Annotated in this window: 21 protein-coding genes; 12 read left to right on the forward strand and 9 right to left on the reverse strand. The window is 59.7% G+C overall.

Annotation, left to right across the window (positions count from 1 at the left end; all coding sequences use genetic code 11):
- Positions 1-8: 8 nt before the first annotated feature.
- Positions 9-437: an FKBP-type peptidyl-prolyl cis-trans isomerase gene (locus tag ACR0DB_RS03865; protein ID WP_480548988.1), complete on the reverse strand. Its 429-nt coding sequence runs from the start codon at positions 435-437 to the stop codon at positions 9-11.
- Between the two features lie 108 nt (positions 438-545).
- Between ACR0DB_RS03865 and ACR0DB_RS03870 the strand changes: the two genes are divergently transcribed.
- The 9 genes from ACR0DB_RS03870 to ACR0DB_RS03910 all read left to right on the forward strand — a co-directional run bounded on the left by ACR0DB_RS03870 (position 546) and on the right by ACR0DB_RS03910 (position 8,698).
- Entirely contained in the window at positions 546-1,235 is a 690-nt protein-coding gene (locus ACR0DB_RS03870) for a haloacid dehalogenase type II (protein WP_480548990.1), read from the forward strand.
- Positions 1,232-2,059: an alpha/beta fold hydrolase gene (locus tag ACR0DB_RS03875; protein WP_480548992.1), complete on the forward strand. Its 828-nt coding sequence runs from the start codon at positions 1,232-1,234 to the stop codon at positions 2,057-2,059. Before ACR0DB_RS03870 ends, ACR0DB_RS03875 begins: the two co-directional genes overlap by 4 nt.
- A complete protein-coding gene (locus tag ACR0DB_RS03880) occupies positions 2,056-3,030 on the forward strand; it encodes a threonine ammonia-lyase (protein ID WP_480548994.1) in 975 nt (324 codons plus the stop codon). Before ACR0DB_RS03875 ends, ACR0DB_RS03880 begins: the two co-directional genes overlap by 4 nt.
- A 59-nt stretch (positions 3,031-3,089) precedes the next feature.
- Positions 3,090-3,878 carry a 3-oxoadipate enol-lactonase gene (pcaD, locus tag ACR0DB_RS03885; protein WP_480548996.1) on the forward strand — a complete coding sequence of 263 codons (789 nt, stop codon included), beginning with the start codon at positions 3,090-3,092 and terminating at the stop codon, positions 3,876-3,878.
- Positions 3,879-3,889: 11 nt separating this feature from the next.
- Positions 3,890-4,624 (forward strand): alpha/beta fold hydrolase, encoded by a 735-nt coding sequence (locus ACR0DB_RS03890; protein ID WP_480548998.1) that lies wholly within the window; start codon positions 3,890-3,892, stop codon positions 4,622-4,624.
- A 61-nt stretch (positions 4,625-4,685) separates the two neighbouring features.
- The gene (locus tag ACR0DB_RS03895) at positions 4,686-5,885 is read left to right on the forward strand and encodes a TCR/Tet family MFS transporter (RefSeq protein WP_480549000.1); all 1,200 of its coding nucleotides are present in this window, start codon (positions 4,686-4,688) and stop codon (positions 5,883-5,885) included.
- A gap of 82 nt (positions 5,886-5,967) precedes the next feature.
- Entirely contained in the window at positions 5,968-7,062 is a 1,095-nt protein-coding gene (locus ACR0DB_RS03900) for a Zn-dependent alcohol dehydrogenase (RefSeq protein ID WP_480549002.1), read from the forward strand.
- A gap of 6 nt (positions 7,063-7,068) precedes the next feature.
- Positions 7,069-8,301 carry a mandelate racemase/muconate lactonizing enzyme family protein gene (locus ACR0DB_RS03905; protein WP_480549004.1) on the forward strand — a complete coding sequence of 411 codons (1,233 nt, stop codon included), beginning with the start codon at positions 7,069-7,071 and terminating at the stop codon, positions 8,299-8,301.
- Positions 8,302-8,410: 109 nt separating this feature from the next.
- The gene (locus ACR0DB_RS03910; protein ID WP_170770588.1) at positions 8,411-8,698 is read left to right on the forward strand and encodes an ArsR/SmtB family transcription factor; all 288 of its coding nucleotides are present in this window, start codon (positions 8,411-8,413) and stop codon (positions 8,696-8,698) included.
- On the opposite strand, the gene ACR0DB_RS03915 is transcribed toward ACR0DB_RS03910, so the two are convergent.
- Positions 8,695-11,691, reverse strand: coding sequence for a cyclic nucleotide-binding domain-containing protein (locus ACR0DB_RS03915; protein WP_170790499.1), 2,997 nt, complete (start codon positions 11,689-11,691; stop codon positions 8,695-8,697). The genes ACR0DB_RS03910 and ACR0DB_RS03915 overlap by 4 nt on opposite strands.
- Before the next feature lie 244 nt (positions 11,692-11,935).
- On the opposite strand from ACR0DB_RS03915, the gene ACR0DB_RS03920 reads away from it, so the two are divergent.
- Positions 11,936-12,295, forward strand: a complete 360-nt coding sequence (locus ACR0DB_RS03920) for a DUF3307 domain-containing protein (RefSeq protein WP_170783009.1) — start codon at positions 11,936-11,938, stop codon at positions 12,293-12,295.
- On the opposite strand, the gene ACR0DB_RS03925 is transcribed toward ACR0DB_RS03920, so the two are convergent.
- From ACR0DB_RS03925 to ACR0DB_RS03955, 7 genes are all read right to left on the reverse strand, one after another.
- Positions 12,292-13,023, reverse strand: a complete 732-nt coding sequence (locus tag ACR0DB_RS03925; RefSeq protein WP_480549006.1) for a hypothetical protein — start codon at positions 13,021-13,023, stop codon at positions 12,292-12,294. The genes ACR0DB_RS03920 and ACR0DB_RS03925 overlap by 4 nt on opposite strands.
- Positions 13,024-13,077: 54 nt before the next feature.
- On the reverse strand, positions 13,078-14,382 hold the full coding sequence (locus ACR0DB_RS03930) for an NAD(P)/FAD-dependent oxidoreductase (RefSeq protein WP_480549008.1): 1,305 nt from the start codon (positions 14,380-14,382) through the stop codon (positions 13,078-13,080).
- On the reverse strand, positions 14,379-15,053 hold the full coding sequence (locus ACR0DB_RS03935; protein ID WP_170790333.1) for a TetR/AcrR family transcriptional regulator: 675 nt from the start codon (positions 15,051-15,053) through the stop codon (positions 14,379-14,381). The genes ACR0DB_RS03930 and ACR0DB_RS03935 overlap by 4 nt, the downstream gene beginning before the upstream one ends.
- Positions 15,054-16,604 (reverse strand): trimethylamine methyltransferase family protein, encoded by a 1,551-nt coding sequence (locus ACR0DB_RS03940; RefSeq protein WP_480549010.1) that lies wholly within the window; start codon positions 16,602-16,604, stop codon positions 15,054-15,056.
- A gap of 2 nt (positions 16,605-16,606) precedes the next feature.
- Entirely contained in the window at positions 16,607-19,009 is a 2,403-nt protein-coding gene (locus tag ACR0DB_RS03945) for a GcvT family protein (RefSeq protein WP_480549012.1), read from the reverse strand.
- Positions 19,010-19,120: 111 nt separating this feature from the next.
- Positions 19,121-19,750 (reverse strand): glutathione S-transferase family protein, encoded by a 630-nt coding sequence (locus tag ACR0DB_RS03950; RefSeq protein ID WP_480549014.1) that lies wholly within the window; start codon positions 19,748-19,750, stop codon positions 19,121-19,123.
- Positions 19,751-19,761: 11 nt separating this feature from the next.
- Entirely contained in the window at positions 19,762-20,259 is a 498-nt protein-coding gene (locus tag ACR0DB_RS03955) for a class I SAM-dependent methyltransferase (RefSeq protein ID WP_331252079.1), read from the reverse strand.
- Positions 20,260-20,492: 233 nt separating this feature from the next.
- Here ACR0DB_RS03955 and ACR0DB_RS03960 point away from each other — a divergent pair, with 233 nt between their 5' ends.
- Both ACR0DB_RS03960 and ACR0DB_RS03965 read left to right on the forward strand, forming a co-directional pair.
- Positions 20,493-22,265, forward strand: a complete 1,773-nt coding sequence (locus ACR0DB_RS03960; RefSeq protein ID WP_480549016.1) for an ABC transporter ATP-binding protein — start codon at positions 20,493-20,495, stop codon at positions 22,263-22,265.
- On the forward strand, positions 22,258-24,168 hold the full coding sequence (locus ACR0DB_RS03965; protein WP_170769882.1) for an ABC transporter substrate-binding protein: 1,911 nt from the start codon (positions 22,258-22,260) through the stop codon (positions 24,166-24,168). Before ACR0DB_RS03960 ends, ACR0DB_RS03965 begins: the two co-directional genes overlap by 8 nt.

Below are 24,168 nucleotides of genomic sequence, written 5' to 3' on the forward strand. Positions count from 1 at the left end.
GCGCAGGGTCAGTTGATCGACACGACCTCGATATCAAACACGAGGTCCTGACCGGCCAAGGGATGGTTGGCGTCCAGTGTCACCGTTGCCTCATCCGCTTCAACCACCGTCACCGGCATGACCTGCCCGTCGGGTGCCTGCATTTGCAGCCGCGAACCGGGCTCCAGCGGGATATCATCGGGGATGCCTTCGCGCGGGATGCTTTGCCGCATCGCCGGGTTGATCGGCCCGTACGCATCGACGCAGGCAATTTCGACCTTCTTCTTCTCACCCACCGTCAGGCCGGGCATAGCACTGTCGAGCCCCGCAATGATCTGCCCCGATCCCACCACGAATTCCAGCGGATCGCGCCCGTCCGAGCTGTCAAAGACATTCCCGTCCAGTAACGTCCCCGTATAGTGAATGCGAACCGTGTCGCCCTGTTTGATAGCGGTCATTCTGGCCTCCGGCCGTTAAAGAGTTGAACGGCCAACCCTAGAGTGTGACACGCCATTGTAAACCCGTTCCTCTTTTGCCAACCTGCGCCCCAGGGATGGAGGGATCAGATGCCGATCAAAACATGTATCTTCGACGCTTACGGGACGCTGTTTGACGTAGCCGCCGCCGCACGACAGGCCGCAGCCGAGCCGGGGTTTGAAGCACTGGGGCAGAAATGGCCCGAACTGGCCAATTACTGGCGCCTGAAGCAGTTGCAATATACTTGGCTGCGCGCGGTCTCGGACGCACATGCGGATTTCTGGGATGTCACTCAGGACGGGTTGGATTGGGCTTTGGAGGCCACCGGTCTGGATGGCGATTCAAAACTACGGCAACGTCTGCTCGACCTCTATTGGGAGTTGCAGGCCTACCCCGAAGTGCCCCAGATGCTGCAAGCGCTCAAGGCCGGAGGATTGCAGACCGCGATTCTGTCGAACGGCTCGCCGCCGATGTTGGACGGTGCGGTGCAATCTGCGGGGATTGGCGATGTGCTGGACGATGTCCTGTCGGTCGAAAGCGTCGGGGTCTTCAAACCCCATGTACGCGTCTACGATCTGGTGCAGGAACGGTTCGGCGGCGAACGGAACGAGATTTTGTTCGTGAGTTCAAACGGCTGGGACGCCGCAGGTGCCAGTGGCTATGGTTTTACCACCGCATGGGTCAACCGCGCAAAGGAACCAATGGACCGCTTGCCCTGGAGACCCGCACATGTATTGTCCGACCTGACGATGATCCCTCAACTTGCTGGGCTGGAATGACATTTTTTACAACAACTGATGGAAAGAACCTGTATTTCGAAGAAAACGGATCAGGTTCGCCCGTCCTTTGCCTTGCAGGGCTGACACGTAATACCCAGGACTTCTCGTTTCTGACACCGCATATGGCAGATCATCGGATGATTGCGATGGACTACCGAGGGCGCGGCCAGTCGGAGTATGACACCGACCACGGCAACTATAACGTTCTGCGCGAAGCCCATGACGCGATCGAATTGCTGGACCATCTTGGGCTTGAGCGGGTTTCGGTGATCGGTACTTCGCGCGGCGGGTTGATAGCCATGGCGCTCGCCGCCAGTCACCCCGAGCGTTTGGCCTCGGTCGTGCTGAACGATATCGGGCCGGTTATCGACACGTCAGGGATTGCCAAAATCATGGGCTATGTCGGCAAAAAGCCGGTTTCCAAAACCTATGATGAAGCAGCTCTTGCCCTGCAGCATATGATGGCCGAGCATTTCCCCGGAGTTCCGCTGGAGCGATGGCGGCAAATGGCTGAATTCCAGAATCAGGAAACTGAACAGGGCCTAGCTTTGCGCTATGATCTGGGGTTGCGCACCGCCTTGCTGGAACAGGCCGCCGCCGGGGCGATCCCGGATATGTGGCTGTTTTTTGAGGCTTTGCGCGACATTCCAACCGGCGTAATTCGGGGTGCAAATTCCGATGTGCTGGGCAAGGATACTCTGGCCGAGATGCATAGACGTCATCCCGGCCTCGTCTCAGTCGAAGTCCCTGACCGGGGCCACGCGCCCTTTCTGGACGAACCGCAATCCCTGGAGCTGATCCGCGACGTATTGGACGCCGTATGAGCACATTACAAATGATTGAAGCGGCCGCCGACCGGTTGCGGGGCCATGTGCGGGAAACACCGATCCTGACCTCTCCGTTTCTGGACGAGATTGCGGGCCGCCGGGTGCTGGTCAAACCCGAGTGCCTGCAACATACCGGCAGCTTCAAGTTTCGCGGAGCTTGGTCGGCGATTTCAGCGCTCAGCGAAGCCGAGCGCAGCCGCGGGGTGATCGCTTTTTCCTCGGGCAATCACGCACAGGGCGTGGCCCACGCCGCCGCCCGTCACGGTATCGCGTCGGTGATCATCATGCCGTCAGACGCGCCCCAGTTGAAAATCAACAACACCCGCGCTCTGGGCGGTGAGGTGGTTCTGTACGACCGCGCTACGGAAAGCCGCGAAGAAATTGGTGAGGCTTTGGCCGTCGAGCGTGGCCTGACCCTGATCCGCCCCTATGACGAACCGCAAGTGATTGCCGGGCAAGGCACCACTGGTCTGGAGATCGCCCGGCAAGCTGCGGATTTGGGCGTGAAACACGCAGATGTGCTGGTGTGCTGCGGTGGCGGCGGGCTGACTTCGGGCATTGCGCTGGCGCTTGAAAAACACGCTCCCGGCCTGCGTCCCCGCCCCTGCGAACCCGAGGGGTTCGACGACGTGAAACGCTCTTTAGCGACGGGGCAAATCCAAAGCAACGCGGCAACCAGCGGCAATATCTGCGACGCTATCCTGACTCCGCAACCGGGGGACATCACCTTCCCCATCCTCAACCGCCTGTGCGGCCCCGGCCTGTCTGTGTCCGAAGATGAAGCCATGCACGCCATGGCGCTGGCCTTCTTGCGCCTCAAGATTGTTCTGGAACCGGGCGGAGCCGTATCGCTGGCCTCGGCCCTGTTTCGGCGCGACGAGATCGAGGGTGATGCGGTGATCGTCGTCGCCTCGGGCGGCAACACAGACCCGGATGTCTTTGTCAAAGCGCTGGAGTTCCTGACCTGACAAACCCTACGCGATTTGGGTATTAGTCGGTTCCAGATGGGATGAACGGGGGAACAGTCATGCAGATCGCTGATCTTGGGGATGTCCAGATTCACTATCGGGTCGACGGTGACCCAGATGGGCCGACCGTGGTGTTCGCGAACTCGCTGGGCACCGATATGCGCCTGTGGGACGCCGTGCTGCCCCATCTGCCCGCTGGTCTTCGCATCATTCGATATGACAAACGCGGACATGGCCTGTCGTCGTGCCCAGCCGGTCCCTATTCGATGGGTGCGCTGGTGCGGGATGCCGAAGCGTTGCTGGATCTTCTGAATGTGCGCGACTGCGTTTTTGTGGGCCTGTCTATCGGCGGGCTGATTGCGCAAGGCTTGGCGGTTAAACGCATGGATCAGGTGCGCGCACTGGTGCTGTCGAACACGGCGGCCAAGATCGGCACGCCTGCCATGTGGCAGGACCGGATCGACGCCATCCGCAAGGATGGGATCGAGGCGCTGGCCGACGCCACGATGGAGCGCTGGTTCTCGCGCGCGTTTCGCACCACGCCTGATATGCTGCTGTGGCGAAACATGATGGAACGCCAGCCTGCCGAAGGATATATTGGGTGTTGTGCGGCCATTTCGGGCACGGATTTTTACACCCCCACAAGCGGCTTGCGCCTGCCCACGCTGGGCATTGCGGGCAGCGAGGATGGCTCGACCCCGCCCGATCTGGTGCGCGAGACCATCGAGTTGATCCCCGGATCGAAGTTCGAGTTGATGCGCAGGGCCGGTCATTTGCCCTGCGTCGAGCAGCCCGAAGAATATGCAAACCTGCTGCACCGTTTCCTGACCGATATCGGTCATATTTGAAGGAGGGAGACATGGCGGATTTTCTGTTGGTTCACGGCTCCTGCCACGGCGCGTGGTGCTGGCGCGATCTGATCCCGGCGCTTCAGGCTTTGGGGCACACGGCCCGCGCGATCGACATGCCCAGCCATGGCTCGGATCCGACGCCGGTCGCGCAGGTCACATTGGCCGGGTGCCGGGATGCGGTGTTGGCCGCCTCAACCCCCGAAACGATCATCGTCGGACATTCCTGGGGCGGCTACCCGATCAGCGCCGCGGCCGAGGCCGATCCTTCCGCCATGAAGGCGCTGGTCTATCTGTGCGCCTATGTGCCCAAAGATGGCATGTCGATGGTCGAGATGCGCCGCCAATCGCCGCGCCAGACCATCGCTGACGCGGTCGACAAATCCGCGGATGGCCTGTCGTACACCGTAAAGCCCGATTGCGTCCAAGAGCTGTTCTATCACGATTGCCCACCTGCCACCGTGCGAAATGCTTTGGCGCGTCTGTGCCCGCAACCCATCGCGCCGCAGGACACGCCTCTGCCCCTCACCGACAGGTGGGATCAAGTTCCAAAGGCTTATATCCGCGCGACCGACGACCGCACCATTCCCCCAGAATATCAGGCACAAATGAGCCTGTCGGTGCCGCCAGATATGCGCTTTGACATCGACAGTTCGCACTCTCCGTTCTTCTCGCAGCCTGACACATTGGCCGGAATTCTGAACGCCATCGCCGAACAAACCTTTCCATCCGGTCGTCCGTGTTGACGCTTTTCGTCCAATCACCGAGGGACCAGCGCCCGCCGGACCACTTGGGTGATTGCTGACGATGCGCCTGCCCTTCCTCTTTGTCCTGCTGACCGTGATGATCGACGCGATGGGCATCGGCCTTGTTCTGCCAATCATGCCAGAGCTCATTGTCGAGGTTCAGGGCGGCACCCTCGCAAGCGCCGCTATCTGGGGCGGCGTGCTCAGCACAACATTCGCGGCCATGCAATTTGTATTCGGCCCGATCCTGGGCAACCTCTCGGACGCGTATGGGCGGCGGGTTGTTTTGCTGGTCTCGCTGTTCGTGATGGCGCTGGACTATGTCGTGATGGCACTGGCAGGCAGCATTTGGCTCTTGCTGATTGGGCGCCTTGTCGGAGGTATCACAGCAGCCACCCATGCCACCGCTGCCGCCTTCATGGCCGATGTCTCGAAACCGAAAGACAAGGCAGCCAATTTCGGCCTGCTGGGCGCGGCTTTTGGCATCGGCTTTGTCCTTGGCCCCGTAATCGGTGGATTGCTCAGCGAATACGGAACCCGCGCGCCCTTTTGGGCTGCCGCTGGGCTTTCAACCCTCGCATTCGCCATCGGTGTCTTTGTCATGCCCGAGACCGTTACCGACAAAACCCGCCGCGCGTTCAGCCTGCGCCGCGCCAATCCGGTCAACTCTTTGCGCGCCATAGCCAGCCTGCCCGGAATTCGCCCGTTGTTGTGGGTTTATTTCCTCTATTCCGTGTCGATCTACGTCTATCCGGCAATCTGGGCTTATTTCACCACCGAGCGCTTTGGCTGGTCGCCGCAGATGATTGGCCTGTCGCTGGGCGTCTACGGCATCGGAATGGCCGCGGTTCAGGGCGGATTGATCCGACCGGCCATGCGGTATTTCGGCGAGCGCAAGACCATCATCTACGGCATGGGCTTCGAGATCGTCAGCTTTATCATACTGGGATTTCTGACCAACGGCTTCATCGCCCTGATGCTGATCCCGATCACCGCAATTGGCGCGATCGTCACCCCGGCTTTGCAAGCGATGACATCCCGCGCCACGCCGGATTCCCAGCAAGGAGAGTTGCAGGGCGTCCTGACCTCACTGCATGCCTTGTCGATGGTAATATCGCCTTTGGTGATGACCAGCGTCTTTGCGCAGTTTGCGCGCCCGGATGCCGTGCTCTATCTGCCGGGGGCACCGTTTTTACTGGCCATGCTGTTGATGGTTGTGGGCTTTGTCCTTTTCTTCCGGTCACCTAAGGTCATGACCTGACAACGACGCTTTTGTGACGGTTTCCGCCTTGCGTCGCGCGCCCGTCCGCGTCACCGTGACCGGAAAAGGACGAGGGCAAACCATGCAAACCATCAAAGCCGCCGTATGCCGGGCGTTTAACGAACCTCTGGTCATCGAGGATGTTCAACTGGCACCACCGGGAACAGGCGAGGTCGAAGTGACCCTGGATGCGGTGGCGATCTGCCACTCGGACATCTCTTACGCCAGCGGTGCGTGGGGCGGGTTCCTGCCTGCGGTCTATGGGCATGAGGCCGCGGGTGTCATCACCGCCGTGGGCGCTGCTACCGACGGGTTTCAGGTCGGGGATCCGGTCGTTGTCACGCTGATCCGCGCCTGCGGGTCCTGTCCGTCCTGTGCGGGTGGGCAACCGACCATTTGCGAAACGCCCTATGACACTGTGAAGGGCCCATTGCGGACTTCGGACGGTGAACCGCTGGAACAGGCCATGGCCTGCGGTGCCTTTGCCGAAAAGGTCGTCGTCAGCCATAGGCAGATCGTGAAAATCCCCGAAACCATGCCCAAGGACGTTGCCAGCCTGCTGTCCTGCGGTGTGATCACCGGATTCGGTGCCGCCGTCAACGCCGCTGGTTTGCGGGCCGGTCAGGACGTTGTAGTGATCGGCGCGGGCGGGGTCGGCCTGAATGCAATTCAAGGCGCTCGTATTGCTGGGGCCCGCCGCATCGTGGCTGTCGACATGACGGAAGAGAAGCTTGAGATCGCAAAGGAATTCGGCGCAACCCATGGCGTTCTGGCAACGGCCAAGGCCCCTTGGAAGGAATCTTACAAGGCTTTGGGCGGGCGCGGCGCGGATGCCGTACTGATTACCGTCGGGGCCATCCCTGCCTATGATCAGGCCCCGCGCTATCTGGGACGCGGCGGCAAGGCGATCATGATCGGGATGCCGCATTCCGGGGATATGTCCACCTATGAACCAGTTATGCTGGCCGCTATGGGCCAGGGCGTGATCGGGTCGAAAATGGGCGATGTGGTCATTCAGCGGGATATTCCGTGGATGATCGACCTCTATGAACAAGGGCGACTGAAGCTGGATGAACTGATCTCGGGTCGCTGGTCACTGGATCAGATCAACGAAGCGATTGCCGACACCAAGACCGGATCGGCCAAACGCAATGTGATCCTGTTTGACCGAGGCTAGCCGCGCATGAAACTGCAAGATCTCGACATTATCGTCACCGCCCCGCCTGCGCCGGGCTGGGGGGGGCGCTATTGGATATTGGTAAAGCTCACGACCGATACCGGGATTACCGGCTGGGGGGAATGCTATGCCTCCTCCGTCGGGCCCGAGGCGATGCGCCACGTCATCCGCGACGTGTTCGAACGGCATATGCTGGGCGAAAACCCCGAAAACATCGAACTCATGTTCCGCCGCGCCTATTCCAGCGGCTTCACGCAGCGCCCCGACCTGACGGTGATGGGCGCGTTTTCGGGGCTCGAGATCGCCTGCTGGGACATTCTGGGCAAAGACCGCGACCGCCCGGTTTATGCCTTGCTTGGCGGGCTGATGAATGAACGCATTCGCGCTTATACGTATCTCTACCCCCTGCCTCAGCATAATCTGACTGACTTCTGGACTTCACCCGAACAGGCCGGGGAATGCGCGGCCGAGATGGTGCGGCGCGGCTTTACGGCCGTTAAATTCGACCCCGCCGGGCCATACACGATCCGGGGTGGGCACATGCCTGCTATGTCCGATATCTCAATGTCCGTGGCCTTCTGCAAAGCGATCCGCGAGGCGGTTGGCGACAAAGCCGACCTGTTGTTCGGAACCCACGGCCAGTTCAACACCGCAGGCGCGATCCGTCTGGGACAAGCGCTGGAGCCGTATTCTCCGCTATGGTTCGAAGAACCGACGCCGCCCGACATGGTCGAGGACATGGCCCGCGTCGCCCGCAATGTCCGCATCCCGGTGGCAACCGGTGAACGGATGACGACCAAGGCCGAATTCGGCGCGGTTCTGCGCGCGGGCGCGGCTGAGATCCTGCAACCTGCCTTGGGACGTGCGGGCGGGATATGGGAGATGAAGAAGGTCGCCGCCATGGCCGAGGTCTTCAACGCCCAGATGGCACCGCATCTTTATGCCGGGCCGATCGAGTGGGCCGCGAATATCCATCTGGCGGCCTCGATCCCGAACCTGCTTCTGCTGGAGACAATCGAAACCCCGTACCACGACGCCCTGATCAAGGGCAGCCTGCGGGTTGAGGACGGGTTTGTCACCGCGCCCACCGCGCCGGGGTTGGGAATTGAGGTCGACGAGGACTTGGCCCGCGCGCATCCCTATGACGGAACGGGTCTGCATTTACAGATGCAGGAAGAACCTTGCGACTATGTCAACGGAAATGCGTTTCAGGGCGGTGCGCCTGCAACCGAGGGGTGACAAACCGCAGGGTTTTGCGGCATATTGCATGAACCCCCTAGTTTCGGACAGGCCACCCATGACGCTCATGGAAAACGACACGCAGACGGCAGATGGTGCCGTAACAGATATGAAGGAAAGCGCCGCGCAGGCGGCGGCTTTTCTCAAAGCTCTGGCCCATGAAGGCCGACTGATGATCCTGTGCCATTTGGGAACGGGCGAAAAATCGGTGGGTGAGTTGGAAAGGCTGCTGGAAATCCGTCAGGCCGCCGTCAGCCAGATGCTGGCGCGTTTGCGGGCCGAGGGGTTGGTTTCAACCCGTCGCGATGGCAAGACGATCTATTACTCGTTGAAAGACGGCAATACCGAGCAGGTGATCGGCCTGCTTTACGATCTGTTCTGCAAGCCGCAGGATTAGTTCGACACGTAGCCCGCAATCACCTGCATCAGCTTAAACGCCGTCGCGGCGTCATTTTCCACAACGGCCAGGAATTCCTCTTCGCCCACGCGCAGACAGGACAGCTCTGTCTCGGCGATCATGCTCAGCGCGCGCGGTTCTTTGCGGATCAGTCCCAGTTCGCCCACCAACGCCCCTGCGCCTACAGTGGTGATCAACTGATCCGGTCCGTCGGGCTGCGGCAAGTACAGCCCTGCCTCGCCTTCCAGAACTACATAGGCCCCGTCGGTAGGCTGGTCATCTTTGAGGAAAACAATCTCGCCCGGTTTGGCGTCGAACCAGCGGGCACCAAATGCCAGCAGGCGAAGTTGGCGACGGTCGAGGCCAGAAAACAGCGGCGTCTGCTCCAACGCGCGCAGTTTGCGCGCGAGGTCGGCCGATGCAGCACTGTCTTCTTCCACGTCCGTAGGTCCTTCGTCTGAAACCACACGACCTTGCCGTATTTCGACAAACATGTCGAATACGCCGGGGTTGTCGAACTGGTCGTTCAGATAGATGACAGTCGTCTCGGGTAGCAGCGATCGCAGGTTCTTATAGACCGCAACCTGCGTGGACATGTCATAGCTGGCGAGCGCACTATCGAGGATCAGGATATCGGGTTTCTTGATCGTCGCACGGGTAAAGGAAAGCGGTTCGGCAAAAACCGCAGGCAGGTTCTGCCCGCCCAACGCCACCGGCACGTCATATATCAGCTCGACCACCAAAGGCCGTGCGCCGTTCTGATCCAGCACATCCACGATCAGCTTGCGCACCTCGTCCGAGCGCGCGCCACCGATCTGGCTGACTTTTCCGAACAGCGCATTCTCCATCACCGTCAAGCCCGGTGCAAAAGCATCTGCGTTCAGTGGCACAAACACATCGTGCAGCGTTTCCAGCAGCTTTTGCGAGTGACTGTGGCGCAGTTCCAGAATCCGATCTTTCAGCTCATCGGTGAACGCAGGCCCGATCTGCTCGGCCGAGATCACAACCGGCACGGCCAGAAGCGTGGCAAGCTGTTCATCATCCAGACCTGACACGCCTTCGTCCCGCGTGCGTTCCAAAAGTTCGATGGCCTTTTCATAGGTTTGCGCCTCAAGCCCAAGCTTTCGGAACAAAGGGTGATCGGTTCCGTCCAGACCGAAAATCTGGCGCAGCATTTCGATCACGTCGCGGGTCAGATGCACCAGTGTTTCATCCAGCCCCAATTCCCGAAGCTGGCCAAGGAAAACGGTCTGCTGTGCCAACAGGGCCTGCGTCACCGGAACGCGCGGGGTGGCAAACAGCAGGTTCTCGGCCACCGGCAGGGCCGCGTTGTAGCAGCAGCGATCAAAGACCAGCGCCTGTTGCTCCAGCCCGGCATCACGCACGGCCTGTTGCACCACCGGGCGCAGCTCAATCAGTTTTCCCGCCAGATTTTGGTGCGTGTCCGGATCAAACGCCTGTTCCGCCCCGCGCTGGAACAACGCCCCACCCGAGCCCATCCCGTCAATCAGGTGCAACCACCAGTCGCGTAGCGCCTCGGGACTGTCCAGATCCGCACGCGACGGGTCCAGCCATTGGGCCTGCAACGGGTCATCGCTGTTGCCCGCCCGTCGAGTTTCGGCAAATCCGGGATCGTCTGTGGACGCGCTTAGCGGTTTGAACCGGATCGGCATCATTACGTTGTCGCCCAGCGTGCCCTGAAACATCACCGGGCGCGACGAAGCATAGCCGATACGCGCCGCGACGACCCCCTGATGCAGGCTCGCAATATCCTGCGTCCCTATCGACACTCGCCCGGCACTGGGCAGCATCTCGCGCGTCAGCAGCTCGGCAATGGCGCGGCGATCTTCCTCGCTGGGTGCCGCGATCCCGATAGTCTTACCCGCTGGAAAGCTGAGGTTCAGATCATCCAGCACCTGATTGCCGTCCATATCCCGGACCGAGACATGATCCAGCACGATATCGCCCCGCAGACGCGGTTGTTTTTCGGGCTCACCCTCGAACAGCTTTTCGTCCAGCATGCCCGGTGGGGCAAATCGCTCGACGACCACCTCCCATCTCAGCGACATGTCCTGAGTCTGGTTGTAGTAGGTCAGCAATTCCTTCCAGGGCGAGCTGAGGTCCTTATACGCCGCCAGCGCCGCCACCAGCGCCCCCAGCGAGACCGAACCCTGAAGTACCAGCAAACCACCGACCAGATAGAACATGAACGGGGTCAGTTGCGAGATGAAGTTGTTGATGAACTTCATAAAGAACTTTTTCTGGTAGATCTCGAACCGGATACCGAACAGACGCCCCAACTGATCCGAGACCATCGCCCGCCGATACCGCCATCCGCCATTGGTGCGCAGGGTCGAGGCACCAGCCGCGTTTTCACCGATCTGGGCGGCCAGAACGCGGACTTCCTGAATACGCTTCTTGTTCAGCAGGTTGATCTGGCGTTGAAGCTTGGGGATCAGCCACGCCTGCACCGGGATCAACGCAACAGCGGCCAAGCCGAACCAGACGCTTTGCAAAAACAGGAAGGACAGGATGGTAATCATCTGTCCTGCCTGCAACACCGGCTGACTGATCGCATCGCCCATCAGCCCGCCCATCGGCTCGCTTTCGGCGGTGATCATCGATACCATCTCACCCTGGCTGACCCGCTCGAAATAGGGTTGAGGGAACCGAAGGGCACGGCTGATTAACTGATAACGAAAGCGGCGCAGCATCCGCTCGCTCAGCACACCTTTCATCGTGTTGATCCGCATTTTCATCAGGCCATGAGCCAAAACTGCGGCAAGGAAAGCAAAACACAGGATGATCAGAAATGTGGTTTGCGGCAGTTGGTAGCCAAGCACATTCACCACCGAGCTTCCGGCCCCGATGGCGTCATTGATGATCCGCTTAGGCAACTCCAGCGTGAGATACAGCAAGGGAAACAGCGTCGAAGTCACAGCCAGCAGGATTAACTGGTCGCGCTTCGAATATTTCCAAATAAAGCGGAAGATCGTGCGTTCTATGGAACCTGCCCCTGCTACGGTTCATGGACCCGGCCTGAACAGCATCGCCGCACAACCGTTGCTTTGAATTTACCGCAATCGAGACCAGCGACGCAAACAGTTTCCAATTTGATCAGATTTTTGCCGAATGTGAACAAGTTCATTTGCGCAACCACAAGTTAGCGCCTAGACTTTGCATCAGGACGATGTCGGGAGGATTCATTTGCATGCCAGTTTAGGCGCAGTGTTTTTGATGCTCTGCTTATTGCAGATCAAACATATGTTTGCGGACTACTACCTCCAAACGCCAAAAATGCTGGCGGGACGCGGAGAATATTTTCACATGGGACGGGCACAACATGCAGCGGTGCATGTAGTGGGCTCTGTCCTTGTGTTTTTGCTGTTCGGCGCGCCTTGGGCCTTTATTCTGATCATCGCCGCGTTGGAATGGATCGTTCATTTCAACATTGATTTCGCCAAGGCCAGTTATTCCGACAAAAAGCAACTGGTACCGACGCAATCGGCCTTCTGGCGTGCTGCCGGTCTAGACCAATGCCTGCACAATCTGACGTATGTCGCTATGGTCTGGGCTTGGGTAAAATTTGCGGTTTAGGCCACGTAAACAAGGCCGGATCGACTGTAGATCGACAGCCACATGTCATCCAGCACATCCAGCTTCTCAACGTCAAAATTGTCTGCATGTTCCCAATACCGACCACTCGGAACATAATATCCCAGATCCCGTTCGCACCGCAAAACGTTGTCCATCCCATCCGTCGATGGCAACTGAGGTGACATCAAAGAGGTCGTGGAAACTGAGGGGTAGACCAACCTGCTGCGCCCTTGCGACAGCCGCACGACCCGGCAACCCTGCGCAGCCCCGAACAAGCCCAGACGCGCGGACTTGGCCTCGAGCGATCTGAGCGTGACATCATCACGCAAGGGATCGGCGGCCCCGCGACCGTAGAAATGCGTCTTGCCTACTTTCGGGTAAATCATGTCGCAGCCAAAGTAGGCTAGAACCGCCGGGCGCAGCGATGCCAAAGCCCAATACCCAGCCGTCAAGGCCATCGTCCCGCCCGCATAGACGAAACCGCCATAAGCATTTTGCAGCGGAACATACTCCGAGGCCTCGACAATGCGCTGACCCGGATCTGACGCGGCAGGTCTGTTATCGACCGGAAAATCCTCGGGATGAATCAACACATCCCAATCCGGTCGGACACGCCAGGCATTATTGATGGCGACTATATGGGTAAAGGGCGCGCGGGGCCACTGTCGGGCGGCCACTGCGCTTGGGGCGCTGCCCAGTATCAGAACTCGGTTCCTCGGTTCGGTCATTCTGGGCTCCGTCCCATTCTTCTCCCGGAATTCTAGAGCGATTCAGCCTGACGGCTAGCCCAGAACCGAAAAACTGCTTTCTTCGTTAATGGGGCGCTTGCGAGAATAGAACCCCACGTCGATCATCCTCTTGATATAGGGCAGTTCGAATCGCAGCGGTTGCGCGTCGTGATCTGCACCGCCCTCGCAATAGTTGATCAGCGCGGCCATCATCTTGCCGGCAATTGGCGCGTTCTTGTACTGGTTCCCGCTGGTCCCGCAGGCCATGTAGAACCCCGGCAGGCTGGATTTGTCGTAGATCGGAATCCAGTCGGTCGACGCATCATACAAGTCCACCACTCCGCGCGTTTTCGAGGGAATGCCGAGGCTGGGCACCCGTTGTGCATAGCGCATCGCCTGAGTGGTCCACTGATCGGTGAAGTCGCGGTTGTAGTGCACGTCATCCTCGCACCACTGATGCGGATCGCATTCGGGATCTTCCGAGCCAACAAGGATGTGGTTGCCATGTTCCGGCCGACAGTAAAGCGCGATATCGCTGTCCGACACGATCGTACCGTCATTTTCGAAATCAAACCCTTCGGGTGCGGGGACGTGCACCACCTCTTGCCGCAGCGGGCGGGTTTCGATGGTCATGTCATCCAGCACACCCGCCATACCGTTGATGATGGCCGAACCCGGCCCAGCCACATTCACCACCACCTTGGCACGGATTTCCTCACCCGAGGCCAGCTTGACCCCAGCCACGCGCCCGTCCTCGGTCAGAATCTCGACCACTTCGGCCCCGGTGCGTACTTCGGCCCCGTTCAATTTGGCCGCGTCCATCAGGTTCTGCGCCGATAGTGCCGGGTCGGTGACGTAGCCCGCTTGCGGCCAGAACACCGCGCCCTGCATCTTGCCCCCGTTGGGTTGGCCAAATTCCGGGTCATCCATGCGTTTGGGCGGTGTGAAACTGTCCAGCGAATAGACAGGCAAGCGCTCGGTGATCTTCTCAGGCGACCATTCCTCAAAAGGGCAATCCAGATCAGCGCTGTTTTTCATATGCTTGTCCAGCATCCCGTTGGCATCGGTCTTCATCACCAGACACCCCGTCTCGCGGAACTGCGCCAGATTGGCATCAGCGGGCAGGCCCAGATAGGCAGCCCAGTCGCGCCAATAGTGATACCCCTCCCACGCGAACGCGGTGCCGTCGAAGGTCGAATAGTGCATCCGAATGATGGCGCAGGACCCGGCCGTGGACCCATGCCCGACCTGAGCGTTGCGGTCCAGTGACAGGGTTTTCCATCCTGCCTTGGCCATCTCGAATGCGACGGCAGCCCCGATCACTCCGGTGCCGATGATGATTGCGTCAGGTTGGCTCATGACGTGTTCTTCTCCCAGTAAAACCGCGAATAGGCGCTGAACTCCTCGATCTCTTCGTCGAGCGGTTCAACACCAGTGAAAACAAACAGGTAGTGAGAGACCAGCGACAGCCGCAGCGACATCGGCTCATTTAGCTGCGCCAAATCGTACCCGATCTGCATGTAGTAGAGCACGCGCGCCCGCGTCTCGGCCTCGGTCTCATCATAGTCATAGCGGATGAACATTGCCCGCAGCGCCGCCAGCCGCCGTGCATCCGACTGATCCAGCATTCGCCGTACCTTGCCCGACCGCCGCGCCCAGTCGCGCACGGCAAAATCCAGCGCGGTATCGAAGAGCTCAGAGTTCACGACACAACGCTGCACATTGCAAACAGCGGCGGTGATCGTTGCGGCAGGGAGTTCGGATTGGGCGATCAGGGCCGCCGTATTGGTCGCCTGCCATTTGGCGAGCAACGCATCCAAAAGCTCCTGCCGGGACTTGAAATACCAATAGAAAGACGACCGCGACACGGCCATACGCTCGGCCAGGTTCATCACCTTGACCTGCTCGACCCCGTCCGAGATCAGCACGTCCATCGCGACATTCAGCCAGTCGTCCCGCGTGACCTTGATATTGCCGACCAAAGGTTCGGCATCCGGATCATCACGGTGAAGAATGGGTTTGGTGTTCATTCAACTCTCCGGCGGCGCGCCGCCCTCGGCGGTCCTGCGCGCGATGAAATCCTGCAAGGCACCCAGCTGGTCGCTGTTGCTGCTGGGGGGCTTGAAATCATTAAGGATACCCTTCCAAACTTCGGTGGCGCGGTGATTGGCATCGACCGAGCCACGCTCGGTCCACGTCCCGAAATTGGCGTAGTCATGGACGTGGGGCTGATAGAATTCGGTGTTGTACCGTTCCATTGTCTGGGTTGAGGCAAAGAAATGCCCGCTGGGGTCGACCTCGCTCAGCGCGTTGTCAAAACCGATCTCGGCAGTGCCGGCCTGAGCGCCTGCGCAAAGCTCGGCCACCATGTTCAGCACCTCGGCGTCACAGACAAGCTTTTCGAATGAAACGGACAGCCCGCCCTCCAACCATCCTGCCGCGTGTATGATCACGGTGGCCCCGGCCATTAGACAGCCCCACAGGCCAAACTGGTTCTCATTTGCCGCCTGCACATCGTTAATGTTTGAAGCCGATCCCGCAGCGGATCGCCATGGCAAGCCCAAATGCCGCGCGAGTTGCCCTGCAGCCAGTGACGCTTGAAAATGCGAGGGCGTCCCGAAAGCGGGCGCGCCCGATTTCATGTCCACGTTACTGGTGAAGGTGCCATAGCACACCGGCGCGCCCTGATTGGTCAGTTGGTTCAGGGTCAATGCCGCCAGAGCCTCGGCATGGGACAGCGTAATCGCGCCCGCCACGGTGATCGGGGCCATTGCACCCATCAAGGTAAACGGCGTGATAATCGACATCTGCCCATGCCGCGCAAAATCGATCAGCCCCTGCGCCATGGGGATATCCAGCGTGCGCGGGCTGTTGGTATTGATGATCGTATAACAATGCGGGTTTGTACGGAATTCGTCATCACTTAGCCCCCGCGCGGTCGAGAGCATTTCGAAACAATCCATCACCTGCGGCGTTCCGCGCGAGAAGAAGAAGGGGAACTTGTCTGTCAGTTCCATTTGCGCCTGCGTGGTGAAATAGTGCCGCAAATTGGTCGGCACATCCTGCGGCTCTACCTGGGGTGAGATCATCTGGAACACATCGTAATGGTGCGTCAGCTTCAGGAAATCCAGATAATCCTGCCCCGTTGCCGGGCGGCGGCCCCTTTCCAGATCGGTGGCGTTTGGCGCCCCTGCCCCTGGCTGAAACACCAATGAGCCCAGCTCCAGCGTGAAATCGCGACCACGTGCCCCGGCACGGCAGGCAATCGACTTGGGGGCCGAGGCGACGGCGGCCTCAACCATGTCGCGACCGATAAAAACCATTTCACTGCCTTCATCCACGCGCGCTCCAGCAGCGGCATAGATACGACGTGCCTCCGGCAGCAGGACCTTGACCCCAAGTTCTTGCAGGATGCGCAGCGCAGTGTTGTGAATGTCCGCGATCTGATCTGCAGGGAACACTTCCATCTGCGGAAAGGGATTTCTGAGCTGGCGGTAGTTGACGTCGCGACTGGGCGGTGGCGCGGTGTCCCCACCGCGCCCACGCCGTCTTCGGCCCCATTCAGACGTTTGCGCGTTCATGTTCAACCCCGCATCGCTTTGCCCTGCGGATCGTAGGGCGAAGCAGAAATGACCCGCGCGGGACGCTCGACGCCAACCACATGCACGGACAACTCGGTCCCCGGCTCGGCCTTGTCGCGGTTAACCAGGGCCATCGCCAGAGATTTGCCGGTGTAGTGCCCGTAGCCGCCCGAGGTCACAAAACCCACCCGCTCATCACTCGACCAGATCGGTTCATACCCGCTGGCATCCGCATCCAGCGCATCGACCTCTAGCGTGACCTGAACCTGCGCTGGTCCGTTGCCGTCGCGTTCGGCCATGGCGGCCTCTTTGCCCACAAAGGATTTGTCCCAGTCGATCCAACGATCCATCCCGGTCATGCCCGGCGTGTACGCCTGAGTAAATTCAGCCGACCAGATCCCAAAGCTTTTCTCAAGTCGCGTAGACAGCATCGCGTTATAACCGCATTCGCGGATGCCTTCGTCAGCCCCGGCCTCAAGCAAAATTCGGCGCAGTTTGATGTGATCACCATAGCGGCAATTGATCTCATAGCCTTTCTCGCCCGTCACCGACATGCGGGCCACGCGCGCGCGGACCAGACCGATGTCGAAATCCCCACAGCCCATGAAAGGAAGGCTTGCGATATCCTGCTCGGCCAGTTTCTCGACCACCGCCTGCGACTTCGGTCCAACCACGGCGAATCCGCAATATTCCTCACCAAGATCGCGGACCGAGACACCGTCAATCATGTGGTCATCGAACCAGCGCATGTGCCAGGCCCGCAGGTAGTAGCTACCCATGATCCACCACGTTCCGTCGCCCCAGTTAAGGACAGTCAGATCACCTTTGAGCCGCCCGTTCTCGCCCAGCATTGGGGCAAGCTTGGCACGCCCCGGCGCAGGCAGTTTCGAAGCCATGACCTTGTCCAGCCAAAGCTGCGCATTGGGGCCGCTGACCTCGAAACGCGAAAAGCCGGAAATATCCAAAAGACCCGCACCTTCGCGGATCACCTTGCATTCCTCGGCCACAATGTCATGCGCGTTTGACCGTTTGAGCGTCGGCGTTTCCTCGAACCCTTTCGGCGCGAAATAGAGCGGCACCTCAAGATCCCAACTGACGCCCCACTTGCACCCGGCCTCGGTCATCGCGTCGTGCGCGGGGGCCATTTTCAGCGGGCGGCCTGCGGGCAGTTGCTCGTTCGGATAGGTCATCACGAAGCGGCGCGAATAGAACTGCCCCGTGGTTTCGCGGATATACCGCTTGTTCTGCGCAAAATCCCCGAAACGCGCCACATCCATCGGCCACGCATCCGCCTCGGGCTCGCCATGGATCATCCACTCGGCCAGTGTTTTGCCAACGCCGCCGCCCTGCAAGAACCCGGCCATCACCGCACAGGCCGACCAATAGCCGCGCTTGCCGGGCACCGGCCCGACCAGAGGGTTGCCATCCGGCGCAAAGGTAAACGCGCCGTTCACCCAGGTCTTGATGCCCACATTCTGGATCGACGGATACCGCTCAAAGCCCAGCGTCAGCTCATTCTCGATCCGATCCAGCTGTTCCTGAAACAGTTCCTCGCCATAGTTCCACGGCGCGCCATCCATCGCCCAGTGTTCATGCTCAACTTCATAAATACCGACCAGAACGCCTTTCTGGTCCTGCCGCATATAGGTGAACCCTTCTAGGTCCACGGTCATCGGCATCTCGAAATCCGCTTGCGCGACCTCGGGTACCGTGTCGGTGATCAGGTAGTGGTGTTTCAGCGGCGAGACCGGCAATTCGACTCCGGCCATGCGCCCCACCTGTTTGGCCCACAGACCCGCTGCGTTGACCACATGCTCGCAGGTGATGGTGCCTTTGTCGGTGACAACTAACCAACCATCGGCCGTCTGCGTCAGGCTTTCGACCTTGGTTTCCTCGTAATATTCCGCACCGCGCTTTTTGGCTGCTGTCGCATAGGCCTGCACCGTGCCGGTTGTGTCGATATATCCCTCGCGATCAGCCCACATTGCGCCCAACACGCCCTCGGTCGACATGATCGGACAACGCCTCTGCGCCTCTTCCGGGGTCAGCAACTCGCAATCATCAATACCGATGGACTGGAAGATGCGGTAATTGGCCTGCAACCACTCCCAACGCTCGGGTGTACCAGCCAAAGTCAGACCACCAGTCATGTGCAGGCCGATATTCTGGCCGGATTCTTTCTCGATCTCGCTCAGCAGGTCGATTGTATAGGCTTGCAACGCCGCCATGTTGGGATCGGCGTTCAACGCATGGATACCGCCCGCCGCATGCCAAGACGACCCCGAGGCCAACCGCCGCCGCTCCAGCATAACCACATCCGACCAGCCAAACTTGGCCAGATGATACAATACAGACGCCCCCACGACGCCGCCCCCAATGACCACTACGCGATACTGAGATTTCATCTTGCCCTCCCCTGCATGGCTCGCGGGGAACGCTAGACGCACTGTTCATATCTGTCTAGACATTTCTGTACAGTTCTGAACTTTAGAACGCCTCTCGGGGTTCAATGGGCCTTAAAGCTGGGCGCTGTGGCGGCCGGCGACCTTATCGAACCACGCAAGCGTCGCCGAATTTTCCTGCGGGATCCGCATCTTGATCACCCGAGCGAAATCCACAAACACAAAGGTCGAGATATCGGCCAGCGTAAACTCTGGCCCAGCCACATTGGCACTGTCTTTCAGCCGATTTTCAAGCATCGCAAAGAACCGTTCCACCCGCTCGACCCCGCGCTGCGCCAGCTCGGGAATTTGGGCACAGTTTGCAGGACCGGGAATCGCTCGTCCTTCGAAAGCTGGATGCGCGTTGCGCAGCGCCTCGGCCACAGGGGCACCGCCTTGCTGTTCGACGATGCTGTTCCACATCAAAACCAACCCTTTTTCATCCGGGGTACGCCCCATCAGCGGCGGTTCTGGGAACTGCGCCTCAAGATAGGCCGCGATTCCGAGGTTTTCGGTCAATACCGTCCCTTCATCTGTCACCAGCACGGGCAGCGTGGCATTGGGGTTGATCGCACGGAAGTCCTCAGCCAGCTGTTCCCCCTTTGCGATCGAGATATCGCGGGTCTCAATCTCCAGCCCTTTTTCAGCAATGAACATCCGCGCGCGGCGTGGGTTCGGGGCAGTCGAGCAATCGTAGAATAGCATTAGAGCCCCCTTCAGCGGCGATAAATGAAACAACGCCCTTCAACTGCTCCGTCTGGCAGGGGCAGTTCAGTCAACCCATCGAAATACATCCGATCGCTGGAGACCATCAATCCGCCCTCGGCCAGAAGCGGCTCGATCAACGGGGACACGAACCGGGCAAAAGCGTCGTTCTTTTCGCGGTTATGCCCGCCCAGATCGGCATGGATCAAACTGGCCGTAGCGCCGAATCGATCCAGCGATGCGGGCAACGTCTCGCGCACATCGCCCAAAATCACCAGATCTTCCGGCGGGGTCGAATCCGGGTGCGAGGCCACGGCGCGTTCGAACACATAGACCGGGCGGTTCCGCACATACTGCACCATGTGGTGATAAGTACGGCCATTACCCAGGCCCAGCTCGAACACCGGCCCGTCCATCCCCTGCGTTTGAGCGATGGCATAGTCCAGACAGGCCCGTTGCGAGACCATGCGGTCAATGAACAGATCGAGGCGGCTTTGGGGATCGGGCACGGGAAAATCTCTCCTTGATAGTTGCCGAAGCTTAATCAGGCATCGACGCCGCCTGTGATGACAAATCCTCAAGGGTTTGTGTAGGCAATTTCGCCTCAGTTTCATATTCCCGCGACATTTCAGCCCAAGAACGGGTTTGACTAATCAGGCCCAACCGCGCGAAACTGCGACAAAAAACACGGGGAGTTGATCAAGCCTATGCCGAGTGACGGCCGAACGGGTGGGAAACCCGCATGACTGCGTTGTTGTCTGTCAGGGACCTCAGCATCGGCTTCGGTGCGGGTGAGGCCGTGGTTCAGGGCGTCAGTTTCGACGTCGAGGCCGGGCAGACTTTGGCGTTGGTGGGCGAGTCCGGGTCTGGAAAAACCATCTCGTGCCGCGCGGCGCTTCGCATCCTGCCGCGCACGGCCCAGATACGCAGCGGCACCATTACTCTGAATGATTCCAAAGGATTGGAAGACCTGACGGCAATCAGTGAGCGCCAGATGCGTGACATTCGCGGCAATCGGGTCTCGATGATTTTTCAGGAACCGATGCGGTCGCTGTCGCCCTTGCACAAGATCGGCAATCAGGTCAGCGAGGTTCTGTGGCTGCATCGCGGCGCGTCCGAGGCGCAGGCCCGCAAAGAAGTTCTGACCCAGTTCGAACGCGTGGGCTTTCCTGACCCCCAGCGCGCCTATGATTCTTACCCGTTCGAGCTGTCCGGCGGCATGCGCCAACGTGCGATGATTGCCATGGCAATGGTTGCCAAGCCGGAACTGCTGATCGCGGATGAGCCAACCACCGCGCTGGATGTCACCACGCAGGCGCAGGTTTTGGGGTTGATCAAAGAGTTGCAGCGCGAGACGGGCATGGCGCTGATCCTTGTGACCCACGACCTGGGCGTCGTTGCCAATATGGCCGAACAAGTGGTCGTTATGCACAAGGGTAGGGTGATGGAATCCGGGGCGGCCGCGCCTATTTTGACCACACCTGCGCATCCCTACACCCAGCAATTGTTCAACGCCGCGCCCCAGATTCCCGACAAGGAAGCTGTTGGCATTCCGATGCCCGGCGAGGACCTAATCCTGCAAATGAACAGTGTCTCCAAAACCTATACCATGCGCTCCAGCAAAGGGTGGCAAGGTGACCGGCTGATCCATGCCTGTCGCGGTGTCGATCTGAATCTGGCACGTGGCAAGACACTGGCCATTGTCGGCGAAAGCGGATCAGGCAAAACCACGGCCGCCCGCATTGCGCTCGGGGCCGAGCCCCCCGATCCGGGCGGAGAGGTTCTGTTTCGCACCGCGCCCGACGCCGACCCGATCACGGTTCACCACATGACCCGCGCCCAGCGCACTGCGTTTCAGCGCAAGGCGCAAATGGTGTTTCAGGACCCCTACAGCTCGCTCAGCCCGCGGATGCGCATTCAGGACGCGATGACCGAGCCGTTGGAGATCCACAAGATCGGCTTGCCCGCTGAACAACGGGACAAAGCGGCCGAGATGCTGCAACGGGTCGGGCTGAACGCCGACATGCTGAAACGCTATCCTCACGCGTTTTCAGGCGGTCAGCGACAGCGCCTTTCTATCGCACGGGCGATGATGTTGGACCCACAGCTGATTGTCTGTGACGAGCCGACCTCGGCTTTGGATGTCTCGGTGCAGGAACAGATCCTGACGCTGCTGGAAAACCTGCAAGACAGCTTGAAACTGTCCTATTTCTTTATCTCGCACGACCTTGCGGTCGTGGCGCGCATCGCAGACGAAGTTGCAGTGATGCGCCGGGGCCTTGTGGTGGAACAAGCCCCGCCCGAGACACTGTTCTACAACCCGCACCACCCCTACACAAAGGCGCTGATCGCCGCACAACCGGAACCCGACATCAACCGGCCCATCGACCTGAATTTGGTTGCTTTGGGCGCCGGTTCGCCCGACAGTTGGGATGACGCCTTCCGATTTACCGACTCCGTGATACCATCATTGGTGGAAATGGAGCCCGGCCATAAGGTACGATGCCATGTTTAAGACCACTCGCCCCCTGATCTTGGCAGCCGCAATGTCGGCGCTTTGGTTTCTGCCCGCCACTGCAGAGACCCCCACCCCTCAGGAAAGCGCGTTCTGGGAAGACGAAGTGGCCGCCGGAAACATGCCTCCCGTCGCAGAACGCCTACCGGCTGAGCCGCTGGTGGTCGATCTGGCCGCCAAGGGGCGTGAGTTCGGAACGCCGGGCGGCACGTTGCGCACCATGGTGACGCGATCCAAGGACATTCGGCAGATGGTGGTCTATGGCTATGCCCGCCTGGTCGGTTTTGACGAAGATTACGAAATTGTCCCTGATCTGCTGGAATCCTTCACCAATGAAGACAACCGCAAATTCACCCTGAACCTGCGCGAAGGCCACAAATGGTCCGATGGGTCGCCCTTTACGTCCGAAGATTTTCGATACTGGTGGGAGGACGTAGCCAATAACGAATTGCTCAGCCCGTCGGGGCCGCCGGATTTCCTGATTGTCGAAGGCAAGAGCCCGACCGTCACTTTCCCTGACGAAACGACCATCGTGTTCGAATGGGCCGACCCGAACCCTGATTTCCTGCAATCACTGGCACAGGCGCGCCCGCCGTTCATCTACCGCCCATCCGCGTTTCTGAAACAATATCACGAGAGCTTCGCTGACGCCGATGAGCTGGCCTTTCAGGTCGAAGACGCCCGCGTCAAAAGCTGGGCGGCGCTACATAACAAGCTGGATAACCTCTATAAGTTCGACAATCACGAGCTGCCGACGCTGCAACCTTGGCTGAATGCCAGCTCTGGCAAAAAGATCCGGCACAACTTTGTTCGCAACCCCTATTACCACCGCATCGACAGCAAAGGTGTGCAACTACCCTATATCGACGTGGTCGAGATGGAGATCGTGGCACCCGGTCTGGTCGCCGCCAAGACCAATGCGGGCGAGACCGATTTGCAAGGGCGTGGGCTGGCGTTCCGGGACGCCTCGATCCTGAAAAAGGGTGAAGCCGGGGGGAATTACAAAACCCTGCTGTGGAAAACCGGTGTTGCCTCGCAGATTGCGATTTATCCCAACCTGAACTTTGCCGATGACGGATGGCGAGAAGTTCTGCGCGACGTGCGCGTGCGTCGCGCGCTGTCGCTGGCCATTGACCGCAAGACGATCAATCAGGCGCTGTACTTCAAACTGGCGCAACCGGGTGCGATGTCGGTTCTGCCTGCCTCGCCCTTCTATGACGAGGAAAACGCCAAGGCTTGGGCGCAATATGACATCGAAACCGCAAACGCTTTGCTGGACGAAGCTGGCCTGAACCAGCGCGACAAGGATGGCATTCGTCTGCTACCCGATGGCCGCCCGATGGAGCTGATTATTGAAACCGCCGGTGAGCGGCAAGAGGTCGAGAACGCCTTGCAGATCGTCACCGACACATGGCGAGAGATAGGCGTAGATCTGGTGATGCGCCCGCTGGACCGGGACATCCTGCGGAACCGGGTGTTTGCGGGTAACACCATGGCCTCGGTCTGGTTTGGCTGGGATGACGGTATCCCGCAGGCCCACACCTCACCCGCCTATCTGGCACCCACCGATCAGGTGTTTCTGGCCTGGCCGAAATGGGGGCAGTATTACCAGACCGGCGGCGATGTCGGCGAAGCGCCCGATATGCCCGAGGCCGAGCGCCTGATGGAACTTGCCCATGACTGGGAAATCGCCACATCAGATGACGAACGCAAGGCCGTCTGGTCCGAGATGTTGAAAATCCACGCCGATCAGCTTTACGCCATCGGCATTCTGAACGGCGCCCCGCAGCCCATCGTTGTGTCCAACCGCCTGCGCAACGTGCCCGAACAGGCCATGTGGGCGTGGGAACCCGGCGCGCATTTCGGCATCCATCGCCCCGACGAGTTCTACTTCGCCGACTGA

It is taken from the genome of Ruegeria sp. AB6, assembly GCF_056542685.1.

Excerpts from the sequence above, each read along its gene's own strand:
- ACR0DB_RS03865 (WP_480548988.1), bottom strand. The coding sequence starts at position 437 with ATGACCGCTATCAAACAGGGCGACACGGTTCGCATTCACTATACGGGG.
- ACR0DB_RS03870 (WP_480548990.1), top strand. The coding sequence starts at position 546 with ATGCCGATCAAAACATGTATCTTCGACGCTTACGGGACGCTGTTTGAC.
- ACR0DB_RS03875 (WP_480548992.1), top strand. The coding sequence starts at position 1,232 with ATGACATTTTTTACAACAACTGATGGAAAGAACCTGTATTTCGAAGAA.
- ACR0DB_RS03880 (WP_480548994.1), top strand. The coding sequence starts at position 2,056 with ATGAGCACATTACAAATGATTGAAGCGGCCGCCGACCGGTTGCGGGGC.
- pcaD (WP_480548996.1), top strand. The coding sequence starts at position 3,090 with ATGCAGATCGCTGATCTTGGGGATGTCCAGATTCACTATCGGGTCGAC.
- ACR0DB_RS03890 (WP_480548998.1), top strand. The coding sequence starts at position 3,890 with ATGGCGGATTTTCTGTTGGTTCACGGCTCCTGCCACGGCGCGTGGTGC.
- ACR0DB_RS03895 (WP_480549000.1), top strand. The coding sequence starts at position 4,686 with ATGCGCCTGCCCTTCCTCTTTGTCCTGCTGACCGTGATGATCGACGCG.
- ACR0DB_RS03900 (WP_480549002.1), top strand. The coding sequence starts at position 5,968 with ATGCAAACCATCAAAGCCGCCGTATGCCGGGCGTTTAACGAACCTCTG.
- ACR0DB_RS03905 (WP_480549004.1), top strand. The coding sequence starts at position 7,069 with ATGAAACTGCAAGATCTCGACATTATCGTCACCGCCCCGCCTGCGCCG.
- ACR0DB_RS03910 (WP_170770588.1), top strand. The coding sequence starts at position 8,411 with ATGAAGGAAAGCGCCGCGCAGGCGGCGGCTTTTCTCAAAGCTCTGGCC.
- ACR0DB_RS03920 (WP_170783009.1), top strand. The coding sequence starts at position 11,936 with ATGCTCTGCTTATTGCAGATCAAACATATGTTTGCGGACTACTACCTC.
- ACR0DB_RS03925 (WP_480549006.1), bottom strand. The coding sequence starts at position 13,023 with ATGACCGAACCGAGGAACCGAGTTCTGATACTGGGCAGCGCCCCAAGC.
- ACR0DB_RS03930 (WP_480549008.1), bottom strand. The coding sequence starts at position 14,382 with ATGAGCCAACCTGACGCAATCATCATCGGCACCGGAGTGATCGGGGCT.
- ACR0DB_RS03935 (WP_170790333.1), bottom strand. The coding sequence starts at position 15,053 with ATGAACACCAAACCCATTCTTCACCGTGATGATCCGGATGCCGAACCT.
- ACR0DB_RS03940 (WP_480549010.1), bottom strand. The coding sequence starts at position 16,604 with ATGAACGCGCAAACGTCTGAATGGGGCCGAAGACGGCGTGGGCGCGGT.
- ACR0DB_RS03945 (WP_480549012.1), bottom strand. The coding sequence starts at position 19,009 with ATGAAATCTCAGTATCGCGTAGTGGTCATTGGGGGCGGCGTCGTGGGG.
- ACR0DB_RS03950 (WP_480549014.1), bottom strand. The coding sequence starts at position 19,750 with ATGCTATTCTACGATTGCTCGACTGCCCCGAACCCACGCCGCGCGCGG.
- ACR0DB_RS03960 (WP_480549016.1), top strand. The coding sequence starts at position 20,493 with ATGACTGCGTTGTTGTCTGTCAGGGACCTCAGCATCGGCTTCGGTGCG.
- ACR0DB_RS03965 (WP_170769882.1), top strand. The coding sequence starts at position 22,258 with ATGTTTAAGACCACTCGCCCCCTGATCTTGGCAGCCGCAATGTCGGCG.